At 57.9% G+C, this 13861-nt stretch carries 14 protein-coding genes; all 14 read right to left on the bottom strand.

Annotation, left to right across the window (positions count from 1 at the left end; all coding sequences use genetic code 11):
- Positions 1–6 precede the first annotated feature (6 nt).
- The 14 genes from AB4090_RS09305 to AB4090_RS09240 all read right to left on the bottom strand — a co-directional run bounded on the left by AB4090_RS09305 (position 7) and on the right by AB4090_RS09240 (position 13817).
- Positions 7–675 (bottom strand): SIMPL domain-containing protein, encoded by a 669-nt coding sequence (locus AB4090_RS09305; RefSeq protein WP_369573590.1) that lies wholly within the window; start codon positions 673–675, stop codon positions 7–9.
- 127 nt (positions 676–802) lie between these two features.
- Entirely contained in the window at positions 803–2623 is a 1821-nt protein-coding gene (locus AB4090_RS09300; RefSeq protein ID WP_369573589.1) for a putative bifunctional diguanylate cyclase/phosphodiesterase, read from the bottom strand.
- Between the two features lie 487 nt (positions 2624–3110).
- Complete coding sequence (locus AB4090_RS09295; protein WP_369573588.1) at positions 3111–3488, bottom strand: DsrE family protein; 378 nt, start codon at positions 3486–3488, stop codon at positions 3111–3113.
- 191 nt (positions 3489–3679) lie between these two features.
- Positions 3680–5515 carry a glutamine--fructose-6-phosphate transaminase (isomerizing) gene (gene glmS, locus AB4090_RS09290; RefSeq protein ID WP_369573587.1) on the bottom strand — a complete coding sequence of 612 codons (1836 nt, stop codon included), beginning with the start codon at positions 5513–5515 and terminating at the stop codon, positions 3680–3682.
- 27 nt (positions 5516–5542) lie between these two features.
- The gene (glmU, locus tag AB4090_RS09285) at positions 5543–6919 is read right to left on the bottom strand and encodes a bifunctional UDP-N-acetylglucosamine diphosphorylase/glucosamine-1-phosphate N-acetyltransferase GlmU (protein ID WP_369573586.1); all 1377 of its coding nucleotides are present in this window, start codon (positions 6917–6919) and stop codon (positions 5543–5545) included.
- Positions 6920–6997: 78 nt separating this feature from the next.
- Positions 6998–7423 (bottom strand): F0F1 ATP synthase subunit epsilon, encoded by a 426-nt coding sequence (locus AB4090_RS09280; RefSeq protein WP_369573585.1) that lies wholly within the window; start codon positions 7421–7423, stop codon positions 6998–7000.
- A gap of 5 nt (positions 7424–7428) precedes the next feature.
- A complete protein-coding gene (gene atpD / locus AB4090_RS09275) occupies positions 7429–8838 on the bottom strand; it encodes a F0F1 ATP synthase subunit beta (protein ID WP_369573584.1) in 1410 nt (469 codons plus the stop codon).
- A 27-nt stretch (positions 8839–8865) separates the two neighbouring features.
- Positions 8866–9732 carry a F0F1 ATP synthase subunit gamma gene (atpG, locus tag AB4090_RS09270; RefSeq protein WP_369573583.1) on the bottom strand — a complete coding sequence of 289 codons (867 nt, stop codon included), beginning with the start codon at positions 9730–9732 and terminating at the stop codon, positions 8866–8868.
- A gap of 9 nt (positions 9733–9741) precedes the next feature.
- Positions 9742–11286, bottom strand: coding sequence for a F0F1 ATP synthase subunit alpha (atpA, locus tag AB4090_RS09265; protein ID WP_369573582.1), 1545 nt, complete (start codon positions 11284–11286; stop codon positions 9742–9744).
- Between the two features lie 14 nt (positions 11287–11300).
- Positions 11301–11840 carry a F0F1 ATP synthase subunit delta gene (locus AB4090_RS09260; RefSeq protein WP_369573581.1) on the bottom strand — a complete coding sequence of 180 codons (540 nt, stop codon included), beginning with the start codon at positions 11838–11840 and terminating at the stop codon, positions 11301–11303.
- Positions 11841–11851: 11 nt separating this feature from the next.
- Positions 11852–12331 (bottom strand): F0F1 ATP synthase subunit B, encoded by a 480-nt coding sequence (locus AB4090_RS09255; protein WP_369573580.1) that lies wholly within the window; start codon positions 12329–12331, stop codon positions 11852–11854.
- A gap of 44 nt (positions 12332–12375) precedes the next feature.
- Positions 12376–12630 carry a F0F1 ATP synthase subunit C gene (atpE, locus tag AB4090_RS09250; RefSeq protein ID WP_215872117.1) on the bottom strand — a complete coding sequence of 85 codons (255 nt, stop codon included), beginning with the start codon at positions 12628–12630 and terminating at the stop codon, positions 12376–12378.
- A 35-nt stretch (positions 12631–12665) separates the two neighbouring features.
- Positions 12666–13415, bottom strand: coding sequence for a F0F1 ATP synthase subunit A (gene atpB, locus AB4090_RS09245; protein WP_369573579.1), 750 nt, complete (start codon positions 13413–13415; stop codon positions 12666–12668).
- Positions 13416–13418: 3 nt separating this feature from the next.
- Positions 13419–13817: an ATP synthase subunit I gene (locus AB4090_RS09240; RefSeq protein ID WP_369573578.1), complete on the bottom strand. Its 399-nt coding sequence runs from the start codon at positions 13815–13817 to the stop codon at positions 13419–13421.
- Positions 13818–13861 lie beyond the last annotated feature (44 nt).

Raw genomic sequence — 13861 nt, 5'->3', positions numbered from 1 at the left:
ATTAGGCTAGTTATTGCAAAATGCTGCGCCTACTAAATCAATTTGACCATGACTTTCGCTATGCCCGATCGCTACCGGCGCGGGTACAGACCGTTCCACCGCCATGAAGACGGGAACAACGGGTCGTACTGGGACCCCACCCTGAATACTGACGTGTTCCACTCCTCCCCAGGATAGCCCCAAATTTTGGCAGACGGCCTGAGCGTCTTTGACGAAGCGATGTACTACCGCCGCACGCGCCTGCTTTTGCGCGGCGGCAATGGCGGAAGTGGAGGCCTCGGACTGCAGCGAGCGCAACTGCAAACGCGACTGGAGTGTCGCCAAAACCGGCAGCAATAGCTTGGGTTCCGCGCGCAACGACAAGTCCCCTTCCATTTGCCAGCCCTTGTCGCCCTGGCGATTACTACTGTAGCCAGCCAATTGCCAGTGGATTTGTGGGTACGCTTGCAACTGTTGCTCTGCCCAGCGAAGGTCGGCATTGACCGAACTAGCTGCCTGATCCGCTTGTGCTCGGGCAGCCGTCGCGGTCAGGCGGGCGACGAGCTCACTATTCGCAACGGTGTATTTCTGCGTCAGTTGCAGTTCTACCTGTGGTTTTGCGCTTTGGGTAGCTGCCCAAGCCACGGGGGTGATGAAACAGGCCAACACGGCCAAACTGCACGTCAGACTTTTCATTCTGCTCTCCATGAGATGGCTACGGGAGCAACATCATTCACTCTGCCGTAGCTGTTCGGCAAGTCACCGCGCCCCGTCCCAACCAATCAACCTAAGCACACCCTTAGCACACTGCCCGGCAGTCTCTCTACGATCCTCGCAAATAGCTGTTGAAGCTCTCCACGGGCATCGGTTTACCGATGCCGAAGCCTTGGCCCTGCTCGGCACCTAGCTCACGCAACAAGCAACGTGTCTCCTCGTCCTCAATACCCTCTGCGGTGACGGTCACCTCCAAGGCCTGCGCCATCTGCAGCATGGCCTGCACCATTCGCCGGTGACGGCGGCTGTGGGCCATAGGTATGACGAAGCTATGGTCGATTTTGATCTGGTTGCAATCCAGCTCCAACAGATACTGCAGTGCCGCTGGCCCGGTACCAAAATCATCCAGAGCAAAATGCACCCCTATACCCCGACAGTCGGCAATCATCCGGGCCGTTTTTTGGATATCTCGCAAGGCGATGCGTTCCACTAGTTCCAGGCAAACCTTGGCGGGAGGAAGAGCGGGGCAGTCACTCAGGGTACTTCGTAGATCGTCGCAGAGGCGATGGTTTTCCACTTGGCGGGCAGCCAGATTAATGTGGATGTCGAGGTCCATACCCGCGGCATGCCAGATTTCTCCTTGACGGCAAGCGGTCTTCATCACCCACTGCCCTATGCGCTGCATAATCGGAGAATCTTCGGCCACCTCCAAAAAAGTGCCGGGCAAAAGCAGTCCATTGCTCGGGTGTTGCCAGCGCAACAACGCCTCAGCGCCCACACAGCGTCCCGTGCGCAAAGAGATGATGGGCTGCCAGTACAGGAGGAATTCAGACGCTTGCAGAGCGCGATCCAACTCGCTGCGCAGCCGTTGCCGCTCCAAGGCACTTTGATCCTCATTTTGATCGTAGATTCGCCAACTATTTCCGCCTTCATTTTTGGCTCGGTAGAGGGCTAGATCGGCGTGGTGCAGCAATTCTTCGGGGCTCCCTTCGTCCAGGGGATACACGCTGACCCCAGCACTGACGGAAACACTAATCCGTTGCTCGTGCAGACCCATGCGGATTTTTAAGGCCGTCATGATGCGGGTCATGAGCTCTTCAATTTCGCGTACGCGGCGCAAGTCCTCAGCCAGGAGAATGAACTCGTCGCCAGCGTACCGCACCAAAGTGTCCCCGGGGCGAACAACATCTTGGAGCCGGCTGACAATCTCCCGTAGCAGTCGATCACCCGCCTGATGCCCCATGGCATCATTGATGGCTTTGAAGCCATCCAGATCAAGCAGGATCACGGCTAATAGCGCTTCCTTGTGTTGCGCTCGAGCACAGGCTGCGGCGATGCGTTCTTCAAGCTGATAACGGTTGTGAATGCCAGTGAGGCTATCGCTCGTAGCGATGCGCTCCAAGTCCGACTCGATCCGCATTCGGTACCACGCTGCGCCCAACATGTCGGCCAAGAGCTCGGCCAAATGCAACTCGCTATCCGGAAGCTGCGACGGAGCGGAACGGAACCAGGAAACCGCCAAAATACCACTGCAACCTTCCGGACCATGTACCGGTATAGCCACGCTACCCCGTAAACCGGTTCCCACGTACTCGGGCATAGCCCAGATACTGTTGGGATAGTCCGGGGCGTAGATGGCCGTATCCTGGTGAAAAGCTTCGCCACTAATCCCCTCATCATCAGAAAAAACATGCTGCGACAAAGAGTTATAACTATCCGGTAGGCCATGAAAGAATAGATAGCGCAGAGAATTGCCTTCATGGACAATGAAGGCGGCGCCATCGGCGTGCAGGCTTTCTGCCGCCAAATTTGCGGCCATCAAGAAAAAGGCGGAAAAGTCATACTGCCGGCTTAATGCCCTCAGGCGCTCCAAGAAAGGGGCAGGAATCATCAGCAGGCTCGGTTCAGGGGACGCAACACCGTCACGCATAAGGAGAACTCGGCGCCACTGGTGCAGAGGCTACTGTGGCTCCAGCGATGGCTATTCGAAAACAACGCAGGCTGTAACCAAGCATGGGCCATGGACTCCACAATTCAAGAGCGACTCCACCCAACCGACTGGAAGGAATTGCAACGATCGGTGGCTGGAAAGTTTGTCCCATCTGCGCATCGTCATCTACTGCCAAAAAGTAATCCCTCTGTAAAAAGATGGCTGATCGCCCAGCCAGTTAAGCATTTCGATCATAATTAAGGGTTACGACACAGGTACCGGAAAACTTAAACGGATCTGTCGAGCAGGACATACCCACGACCCTGCACCGTAGCTATGTGCAGCTATTAGTCTATCCAGACCTGCTTTGTTCATAGCCCAAGTTGTCGCGGTTCATGATGGTGCCACGCAACGGGTAACTCAGCGTGGATAAGCCAATGTGGGGAGCAACACAGAGTGCTGCTCCCGATAAGGACAGGTCGAAGGCTTACCAGGTCAAGATGCGGCCAGCAGCGCCTAAGATCGGCATTGCTGCACTTGGGGTAACCAAGGGAATATCCCAGGCCAAATCCTCTTTGCTCATACCGTTGAGTTCCAGGGACTGGAGACAGCCGACGAATTGTACACCGTTATCTTCTGCGAGCTTCATAAAACCGGCCAAACTCTTGCCGCCAGGCATAGGGAAAATGGTCTCGGCTTTGCCCTTTGCCAATAATTCCGTCGCCGGGCCGGTAAAGTACATCAACACCGATTGCTCATTAGCCGCCGCCGTGGATGACAAGAAGAAAGCCGAAGGTAAACGCTTCGGATTTTCTGGGCCAGCGATCAAAATAATGACGAGATCAGGTGCTTGCTGTTCAGACATGATACTCTCCTTTCATCGTGAATCTGCCGATAAAATTTGGATAACTACTGAAGTGGTTATCGGCTAGACACCCCAGCATCGGGAACTACACTACCCACCTTTTTAGTGTAGACGATCAGTTCGCCTTGGCCAGTTTTTTCCTTGTACGCGGTGAGGTTGGTTACAGAACAATAATGTAACTTACTGTCTGCTCACTCCACCGTCACCGCCTTGGCAAGGTTGCGTGGACGATCCACGTCGGTACCCTTCACCAGGGCAGCATGGTATGCCAGGAGTTGCACGGGGATGGCATGCAGTACCGGTGAGAGCAAGCCGGCGTGGCGCGGTAAGCGAATCACATGCACGCCGTCACTGGCTTCATAGTGACTATCCAAGTCGGTAAAGACGTAGAGCTGTCCGCCGCGAGCATAGACCTCCTGCATGTTGGCTGCGACCTTCTCCAACAACTGATCATTGGGGGCAATCACTACCACCGGCATTTGCCGATCTACTAACGCCAAGGGGCCATGCTTCAACTCTCCTGCGGGATAGGCTTCGGCATGGATGTAGGAGATTTCCTTGAGCTTCAGCGCCCCTTCCAACGCAATGGGATAATGCAGGCCACGGCCCAGGAAGAGCGCATGTTCCTTGTCGGCAAATTGATTGGCCCAAAGCTGGATTTGCGGCTCCAGATTGAGAGCCTGCTGAATGCTACCCGGCAGTTGGCGCAAGGCCTCGCGATGCTCCTGCAGCGCGCTGTCGTTAACCCGCCCACGCAGTACCCCAATGCTCAAGGCCAGCAGATACAGCGCCACGAGTTGGGTGGTAAACGCCTTGGTCGAGGCGACCCCGATTTCCGGTCCCGCCCGGGTCAAAAAGCGCAGCGCTGAGGCCCGTGGGATTGCACTCTCGGCGACGTTACAAATCGACAAGGTCTGCGTATGTCCTAAGGCCTGCGCGTGGCGCAGGGCCTCGTAGGTATCCAGTGTTTCCCCGGATTGCGACAACGTAACGATGAGCTGGCGGGGGTCGGCGATACTCTCGCGATAGCGATACTCGTGGCCCAGCTCCGTTTGCGCGGGAACACCGGCGATGGATTCCATCCACTGGCGACCCACAAGACTCGCGTAATGGCTCGTCCCCGAGGCGAGGAAGAGGACGCGGTCTATCTGCCGCAGGCGTTCCGATGCGCCCTCCCCCCACAGCTGATCAATGGAGAAATCCCCATTCACGGCGGCCTCCAGAGTATCCGCAACGGCGCGGGGCTGTTCGTGGATTTCTTTCTGCATAAAGTGCCGGTAGGGACCGAGGTCGATGGCCGCGGAACTGAGCTGGCTCCAGTGCTCCTCCCGTTGCAGGGGTAAACCCGCTACATCTTGCAGAGTCAACTGCGTCTGCTGTAGTCGGGCAAAATCACCATCTTCCAAGTAGATTACCCGGCGCGTGACCGGCAGCAACGCGGCTACATCTGAGGCAAAATAATGTCCGGTTTCGGCGATGCCCAGCAGCAGAGGGCAGCCCTTGCGGTGCAGAATCAATTCCTCGGGGTCGCGACGACTGAGCACCGCGAAGGCGTACGCCCCCTGGAGCTCGCGACTGGTGGCCTGGACTGCAGCTAGCGGAGTCGGCAGCTGTTGGCGATACCAGTGCACCAGATGGGCTATGACCTCGGTATCGGTCTCGGAGCTAAACAGGTAGCCTAGGGACTGCAGACGACTGCGGATGCTCTGGTAGTTTTCGATGATGCCGTTATGGACCACTGCAATTTCGTCGTGGGACACCAGCGGGTGGGCATTGTTCTCGGCAATGCCACCATGGGTCGCCCAGCGAGTGTGGCCAATACCCACGCGACTATGAAAGCCCTCGCTTGCCTGCAAGGCCGCCAACTCCGCCACCCGGCCAACGCTGCGCCGCCGCTGCAGATCACCATCGCCATCGACAAAGGCCAAGCCTGCAGAATCGTAGCCACGGTATTCCAGGCGCCGCAGGCCCTCCAAAATGACAGGGACCACATCCTCTGCCGCAATCCCACCAACAATTCCGCACATGCCGCTTTTATCCTCTTCCGAGTTCGTTCAAGGTGTACAGGATTTTTTCGGACCCTGCCAGTGGGGCACCGATTTTTGCGGGCTACGGCTGAGGGTCAAACCGCCCTCCGGCACCGCACGGGTAATGGTGCTGCCGGCACCAATGGTGGCTCCGGCCCCCACGACCACCGGCGCAACCAACTGCGTGTCGGAACCCACAAAAACATCGTCGCCGATTTGCGTACGATGCTTGTGCACCCCATCGTAATTACAGGTGATCACTCCGGCTCCAATATTCACGCCGCTACCAATCTCAGCATCGCCCAGATAACTCAGATGATTGGCCTTGCTCCCTTCACCGAGGACGACTTTTTTCGTTTCGACAAAGTTGCCCACATGGGCACGCGCGCCAATCTCGCTACCCGGTCGAATACGCGCAAAAGGACCAATCCGCGCAGCCGAGCCAATGCGCGCATCTTCAAGCAAAGAGTAGGGTAGAATCTCCGCGTCGTCGGCAATTTCGCAGTCGCGCAAGATGGCCCCGGCACCGATCCGCACCCGATCCCCCAGGCGCACCTTGCCTTCGATAATCACATTGGGATCGATCCAGCAGTCGGCACCAAACTGCAGTTCTCCGCGCAGGTCCAGGCGTGCAGGATCCGCACAACGCAAACCGGCACGCTGCAGACTCTCCACTTGCCAGCGCTGATAGAGCCGTTCCGCCATCGCCAGTTGTACCGGATCATTCACCCCCAGGGCCTCCTCTGGCTGCGGCAGGCGGAAGCCGTGCACCGCCACAGCGTCGCTGCGGGCAAAGGCAACCAGATCCGTCAGGTAGTACTCCCCTTGGGCATTGCTGGCTTGCAAGCGCGCCAGCCAGTCGGCGAGGCGGTGTGCGGGCAGGAGCATGATTCCGAGATTCACTTCTCGCAGCGTCCGCTCGTCCGCGCTGCAATCACGCTCCTCGCGAATCCCCAAAACTTCGCCATCAGGGCCGCGCACGATGCGACCGTAGCCTTCGGGCTCAGCCAAGTTCCCGGTGCACAGTCCGAGGGCGTCGGCGGGCGTGTTCTCCAGAAAGCGGCTCAGGGTCTCGGCGCGCAGTAGCGGCACGTCGCCACACAGCACTAAGACCCGCGAGGCATCCTGCAAGGCGGGCAGTGCGTGGCGCACGGCATCGCCGGTACCCAGCTGCTGCGCTTGCTGGTGCCAGAGCAGATCGTCATCTTGCGCGAAGGACGAGCGCACCGCGTCCGCAGCGAAGCCGACAACGACATGAATGCGAGCTCCCCCAGGGAGCGCGCGCGCCGTCCCCAACACATGTGCAAGCAGCGGCTTTCCTGCCAAGGGTTGCAACACCTTGGGCAACGCCGACCGCATGCGCGTGCCCTTGCCTGCGGCCAAGATGACAACATCAGTAGTCATGCTGCGCTCCAAAATAAAGGCCCCAGTACGCGAATGCGTTGGGGCCTTGGACAAGAAGTAGTACCGAGGAACAGAACCCTAGCGCAGAACACCCTGTTCACGCAGCCGCTGCAGGGTCCGCAACCGCGCGACCTGCTCCATGAGCTCGGCTTGCGCTGCTGCGTAATCAAGATCGTCAGCCTGGTTGGCGATGCGCGCCTCGGCGGCCTCTTTCGCCGCCTTAGCTTTGGCCTCGTCGATATCGGCAGCACGCTCTGCCGAATCGGCCAGAACCGTGACTACGTCGGGCTGAATTTCGAGGATCCCACCATTTACGAAGAGATACTCCGTTTCAGCACCTTGCTTGATGCGCAGCTCACCCGGACGCAGCCCAGTCAGCAAAGGGGCGTGCCGGGGCAGTATACCCAGCTCACCCATCTGTCCCGGCGCAACCACCATATCTGCGGTGCCTTCGTAGATACTGCCCTCAGCGCTGACTACCCGAACGTCAATGGTCATAGCCATGCGTCTCAGCCTTGCTGCAGCTTTTGCGCCTTGGCTAGCGCTTCGTCGATGGTGCCAACCATGTAGAAGGCCTGCTCTGGCAGGTGATCATATTCGCCTCCGACGATTGCCTTGAAGCCGCGGATGGTCTCTTTGAGAGACACATACGTGCCTGGGCTACCGGTGAAGACTTCGGCCACGAAGAAGGGCTGCGAGAGGAAGCGCTGAATCTTGCGCGCCCGCCCCACCAAGACCTTGTCTTCGGCAGAAAGCTCGTCCATGCCGAGAATAGCAATGATGTCCTGCAATTCCTTGTAGCGCTGCAAGGTCTTTTGGCAGGAGCGCGCGACGTCGTAATGCTCCTGACCCACGATCTGCGGATCCAACTGACGGCTGAAGGAGTCCAGGGGGTCCAAAGCCGGGTAGATACCGAGCTCGGCAATCTGGCGCGACAACACCACGGTCGCGTCCAAGTGCGCGAAGGTGGTCGCCGGAGAAGGGTCGGTAAGGTCGTCGGCGGGAACATATACCGCTTGCACTGAGGTGATGGAACCCACCTTGGTGGAGGTAATACGTTCCTGCAGCTTGCCCATCTCTTCCGCCAGGGTCGGCTGATAACCCACCGCCGAAGGCATACGCCCGAGCAGCGCCGAGACTTCGGTGCCTGCCAAGGTATAACGGAAGATGTTATCAATGAACATCAGGATGTCACGGCCTTCGTCGCGGAAGTGCTCAGCCATGGTCAAGCCGGTGAGACCGACGCGCAGACGGTTGCCGGGTGGCTCGTTCATCTGTCCGTAGACCAGCGCGACCTTGTCGATCACGCTCGACTCGGTCATTTCGTGGTAGAAGTCGTTGCCCTCACGGGTACGCTCGCCAACGCCGGCGAATACCGAGTAGCCGGTGTGCTCGATGGCAATGTTGCGGATCAACTCCATCATCAATACCGTCTTGCCTACACCAGCACCACCGAAGAGACCGACCTTGCCGCCCTTGGCGAAGGGACAGACCAGATCAATGACCTTGACGCCGGTTTCCAGCACTTCCGTGCTCGCCGCCAACTCATCGAAGGAGGGCGCCGGGCGATGAATTGCCTTGCGCTCCTGGGTCTGAACAGGACCCTTGCCGTCCACGGGATCACCAAGGACGTCCATGATGCGTCCGAGCGTCTCGTGGCCAACCGGCACCGTAATCGGGGCGCCCGTGCGGCGCACTGCTAGGCCGCGCTTCAGCCCCTCGCTGGAACCCATGGCAATACCACGCGCCACACCGTCACCCAGCTGGGTCTGCACCTCAATGGTGAGATGGCGATCTTCAACGACGATCGCTTCCATGATCTCGGGCACCTGCCCACGGGGAAAGGCAACGTCAATGACCGGCCCAATAACCTGGACGATGTGGCCGACGGCCTGCTCTGCAACTTGTGCTTCGCTCATGCTCTGCTTCCTCAATAATCCAAAAATTTACACCGCCGCGGCGCCCGCACTGATCTCGGCAATTTCTTGCGTAATCGCAGCCTGACGCGCCTTGTTGTAGGCTAGCTGCAGCTCGCCCACAAGCCGTTTGGCATTGTCCGAGGCATTTTTCATTGCCACCATACGCGCGCTCTGCTCACAGGCCAAATGCTCCACTACCGCTTGGTAGATGATCGACTCAACATAGCGCTGTAACAAATGATCCAACACCGGCCGCGCTTCGGGCTCATAGATGTAATCCCAGCGCTCGCCCGCAACGACGGTCTTTTCCTCCGGTTTTTTTACCGGCAAGACCTGCTCCAGGGTCGCCCGCTGGAGCATGGTGTTGATAAAGCGCGACGAGATTAGATACAGCGCATCAATTTCACCGTTGCGATAGGCCTCGGTCATCACCCGAATCGGTCCAACCATGTCTGCCAAGCCCGGGCGATCGCCAAGGCCGGTGAGCTCCGCACTGAGATGAGCACCGTGGCGGCGGAGGAAACCAACACCCTTGTTGCCGATTGCCGCAACCTGCACCTCTATGCCTTTTTCCTGCAGCTCATGCATCTGCTGCACGACAATGCGCAGGACGTTGACATTCAGGGCACCACACAATCCACGATCAGAGCTGACCAACAAGAAACCGACGCGCTTGATGGGGCGATCCTGCAGGAACGGATGTGCATACTCGGGGTGCGCCTGCGCCACGTGCGCAAGCACTTCCCGAATCTTATCCGCGTAGGGCCGTGAAGCCGCCATCCGTTCCTGGGCGCGACGCATTTTGCTCGCCGCCACCATTTCCATGGCCTTGGTGATCTTGCGCGTATTTTTTACGCTCTTGATCTTGGCGTTGATTTCCTTCGCCTTTGCCATTGCCGTTCCTTAGTAGCTCGCCGTGGACTTGAACTGCTTCAATGCCGCATCCAGTTCGGCCTTGATCTCGTCCGTCAACGCCTTCTTTTCATTCAGGGCATCAACCGTCGCCTGATGGTTGGAGTGCATGTAGGCAAGTAACGCCTTCTCAAAGGGCCGGACCTTGGCCACTTCCACGTCATCCAACGCGCCACTGCTGGCCGCGAAGAGGGAAATCGATTGCTCCGCCACAGACATCGGCGAGAACTGATCCTGCTTCAACAGTTCCGTAACGCGCTTACCGCGCTCTATCTGCTTGCGGGTGATTTCATCCAAATCCGAGGCGAACTGCGCAAAAGCCGCTAGCTCCCGGTACTGCGCCAGATCCAGACGAATACCACCGCCCAATTTCTTGATGACCTTGGTCTGCGCCGCGCCACCTACACGAGATACCGAAAGACCGGCATTGATGGCCGGGCGGATACCCGAGTTAAAGAGATCGGACTCCAGATAGATCTGGCCATCGGTGATGGAAATCACGTTGGTTGGCACGAAGGCGGAGACGTCACCGGCCTGGGTCTCGATGATCGGCAGTGCAGTCAAGGAGCCGGTCTTGCCCTGGACTGCGCCATTGGTCTTTTGCGCAACGAAGTCGGCATTGACACGCGCTGCCCGCTCCAAAAGGCGGGAGTGCAAATAGAAGACATCGCCGGGGTACGCTTCACGGCCGGGAGGGCGCCGCAACAATAGGGAGATCTGGCGGTAGGCCCACGCCTGCTTGGTCAGATCGTCATAGATGATCAGGGCGTCCATGCCGCGATCGCGGAAATATTCGCCCATCGTGCAACCGGCGTATGGTGCCAGATATTGCATCGCCGCAGAATCCGAGGCATTGGCTGCCACCACAATGGTGTACTCCATCGCACCATATTCTTCGAGCTTGCGTACCACGCTCGCCACCGTGGAGGCCTTCTGGCCAACGGCGACATAGACGCAGAAAACGTTCTGGCCCTTCTGGTTGAGAATGGCGTCAACAGCAACGGCGGTCTTGCCGGTCTGCCGATCACCGATGATCAACTCACGCTGACCCCGCCCAACTGGAACCATCGCGTCGATGGCCTTGATACCCGTCTGCATTGGCTCGTCGACACTCTGCCGCTCGATGACGCCAGGGGCGATCTTTTCGAGGACGTCATAGGCCTCTGCTTCCACCGGCCCCTTACCATCCAAGGGCTGACCGAGAGAGTTGACCACTCGGCCCAAGAGACCCTTACCGATCGGAACCTGCATGACCTTGCCGGTACATTTGACGACACCGCCCTCTTCCAGGCCGGAAAATTCGCCGAGTACCACTGCGCCGACATTATCGCGCTCCAGGTTCAATGCCAAAGCGTACTTGCCGCCCGGCAGCTCCAGCATTTCGCCGTACATGACTTCTTCCAAGCCATGAATACGGAGGATACCGTCGCTCAGGCTGGTAATTGTTCCTTGCGAGCGGGTCTCTACCCGCCCCTCGAAACCCGCTATCCGCGTGCGGATCAGGTCACTGATTTCCGAAGGATTCAGTTGTTGCATGCCATTCCCTCAATTCAATTGCGAAGATTTTGCGCCAGCTGCTCTAGCTGACCGCGCACGGATGCGTCAATGGATTCGTCACCAGCTCGTACTACCACTCCCCCCAACAGATCCGGGTCGATGGCCTCGCGCATAGTAACCTGCATTCCTGGATGACGTCGTTCCATCGCCGCTATCACAGCGGCTTTCTGACTATCGTCCAGCGTGAACGCACTGGTGACCAGAACGTCAAGTTCACCCTTGGCACGCCGCAGGGCATCGCGGAAAAGCTCGGCGATCTCACTGGCGAGCGGCCAACGCTCGTTGTCGATGAGCAGGTGCACGAAGCGCGTCCAGGCCTCGGCATCTACCGCTACCGGGATCCCGCCAAGCAGAGCAGCCTTATCCGCATCGGTTCGCTCGGGATCCGCGAGAAAGGCACGTGCATCTGCATCCTGCACCCAGGAGGCCAACGCCTGCAGCGCATCGTCCCAAGCTTGCGTGGACGCGCTCGCCGCCGCCATCTCAAACAGGGCTTCGGCGTAGGGGCGTGCCAACGTGTTGAAATCTGACATCGACGCCTCCGTCAGAGCTGCGCAACCATACGATCGACGATGTCGCGATGATTGTCAGCGTTGATTTCACGATGCAGGATCTGCTGCGAGCCGTCGATGACCAGACGCACTACCTCACCGCGCAACTGCTCCCGCGCTCGATTGCCTTCCACCTCGATCTCGGCACGCGCACCGGCAAGAATGCGATCCGCCTCTTCGCGCGCCTTGACCTGGGCCTCCTCGCGCATCTCGATCCCGCGCCGCTCGGCCAGGGAGATGATTTCACCCGCTTTTTCTTTGGCTTCCCGCAGGATTTCTGCTGCGCGCTTCTGCGCCAAATCGAGCTCTTCCTGACCACGTTCGGCAGCCGCCAGTCCATCAGCGATCTTTGTCGAACGATCATCCATTACTCGGCGCAACGGGCCGTAAAGATACTTGTAGAGCAAGATCACCAGGATCACGAAGGTGATCAGCTGGATAATCAGCGTTCCATTGATACTTACTGGATTCATGATGTCCTCTCTTGCACGGAGGCCGGTTTACCCAGCCAGGGGCATCAGCCGACGAAGGGGTTGGCGAAGAGGAACCAGAAACCAAAAGCGAGAATGATGAAGGGGAAAGATTCCATCAAACCAGCAAAGATAAAGGTATTAACCAACAACTGTGGGCGCATTTCTGGCTGCCGGGTGATGCCCTCGATGGTCTTGGAGGTGATCAAGCCCCAGCCAATTGCGGAACCCAGGCCGGCGGCGCCAAAAATGATACCGACGGCAATGGCAGTCGCTGCAACGATAATGGTATGTGCGTCCATGTTCAGACTCCTTGAAAGTCAAAGTAAAAGAAGAATTAGTGATCCTGCATATTGGCCATGCCCAGGTACACCACCGTGAGCACGGTAAAGATGAACGCCTGTAACATGATGATAAGTGACTCAAATAGTGACCAAACCTCGCCCATGATCAACGTTCCCCACCAGGGCAACAACGCCAAGAGCAAAAATACCAGCTCGCCAGCAAACATGTTACCGAAGAGTCGCAGGCCAAGGCTGAGAGGCTTGGTTATCTCTTCGATCGCCGTCATGACGATATTGATCGGCCAGAGATATTTGCCGAAGGGATGGGTGAGATAGGTCTTAAAATAGGCAAAGCCTTTCACCCGCAAGCTGGTAAAAATCATCAGCCCGAATACCGTCAGCGCTACAGCAAAGGTAGTGTTCAGATTTACCGTTGGCGTGATACGGAAGTGCTCAAGGCCAAACCAGCCAGCCACTACGCCAGGCAAGTAAGCGGGGAGCACGTCCATGCTATTCATCAGCAGAATCCACATAAATACCGTTAGCGCTACCGGCGCAATCAGGGGATCGCGGACAGGAAAACTGTCGGTAACTAGCTTGTCGATGAACTCTACAGTACCTTCGAGCCAAGACTGCATACCCGCCGGTGCTCCATGTTGCAGGCGAGCGCCAACAACCATGGCGGTAATTACCAAAATGGCGGCCAGTACCCAGCCGACAACAATAGTATCGAGATCAAAGGTCCAGAAGCCCTGACCAGCAGTCCAGTTGGTCAGGTGGTGGGCGATGTCGCCAGATGCCACGTTTCATCTCCTTTTCCTGCTGCGTTCCCGCAACATGAAGCCTAAGTATACAAAGTGTGCGAGCAAGAAGCCGATTACCAAACCGGGGACCGGCAGATGTAACCAGGCTACTGCCAACAACAATGCCACAATGGTGAAGACCCAGCGCTGCAGCACCGCTCCACCGAGTCGCTTGGCCGCGACCGCAGGTGCAGCGGGGAGCGCCAAGAGGCGACTTCCCAAGATGAGCATATTGATGACGCTCAAACCGGCGGCGTAGAGAATGGCCCAAGCTTCTCGCTCGTTCCAGCGCCATACACAGATGGCAGCGACGAGCAGCGCCAACACCAAGACCCACGCGGCAACCCGGCCCACATAGGCCGATAATGCCCAGGAGGCCGTTGATGATGATTTTTCGGGCATCGGCCTCACCGCAAATTGGCAGGGAGTCTAAACAGGCCGTCGAG

It is taken from the genome of Acidithiobacillus sp. IBUN Pt1247-S3 (assembly GCF_041146875.1).
Taxonomy (GTDB): domain Bacteria; phylum Pseudomonadota; class Gammaproteobacteria; order Acidithiobacillales; family Acidithiobacillaceae; genus Igneacidithiobacillus.
Note: the sequence above shows the minus strand (reverse complement) of the source record. Positions and strands in the feature narration are given on the sequence as shown.

Coding starts and splice junctions, on each gene's coding strand:
- atpA (WP_369573582.1), bottom strand. CDS start 11,286: ATGCAACAACTGAATCCTTCGGAAATCAGTGACCTGATCCGCACGCGG.
- atpG (WP_369573583.1), bottom strand. CDS start 9,732: ATGGCAAAGGCGAAGGAAATCAACGCCAAGATCAAGAGCGTAAAAAAT.
- glmS (WP_369573587.1), bottom strand. CDS start 5,515: ATGTGCGGAATTGTTGGTGGGATTGCGGCAGAGGATGTGGTCCCTGTC.
- AB4090_RS09260 (WP_369573581.1), bottom strand. CDS start 11,840: ATGTCAGATTTCAACACGTTGGCACGCCCCTACGCCGAAGCCCTGTTT.
- AB4090_RS09300 (WP_369573589.1), bottom strand. CDS start 2,623: ATGCGTGACGGTGTTGCGTCCCCTGAACCGAGCCTGCTGATGATTCCT.
- AB4090_RS09305 (WP_369573590.1), bottom strand. CDS start 675: ATGAAAAGTCTGACGTGCAGTTTGGCCGTGTTGGCCTGTTTCATCACC.
- atpE (WP_215872117.1), bottom strand. CDS start 12,630: ATGGACGCACATACCATTATCGTTGCAGCGACTGCCATTGCCGTCGGT.
- AB4090_RS09295 (WP_369573588.1), bottom strand. CDS start 3,488: ATGTCTGAACAGCAAGCACCTGATCTCGTCATTATTTTGATCGCTGGC.
- AB4090_RS09255 (WP_369573580.1), bottom strand. CDS start 12,331: ATGAATCCAGTAAGTATCAATGGAACGCTGATTATCCAGCTGATCACC.
- AB4090_RS09240 (WP_369573578.1), bottom strand. CDS start 13,817: ATGCCCGAAAAATCATCATCAACGGCCTCCTGGGCATTATCGGCCTAT.
- glmU (WP_369573586.1), bottom strand. CDS start 6,919: ATGACTACTGATGTTGTCATCTTGGCCGCAGGCAAGGGCACGCGCATG.
- atpD (WP_369573584.1), bottom strand. CDS start 8,838: ATGAGCGAAGCACAAGTTGCAGAGCAGGCCGTCGGCCACATCGTCCAG.
- AB4090_RS09280 (WP_369573585.1), bottom strand. CDS start 7,423: ATGGCTATGACCATTGACGTTCGGGTAGTCAGCGCTGAGGGCAGTATC.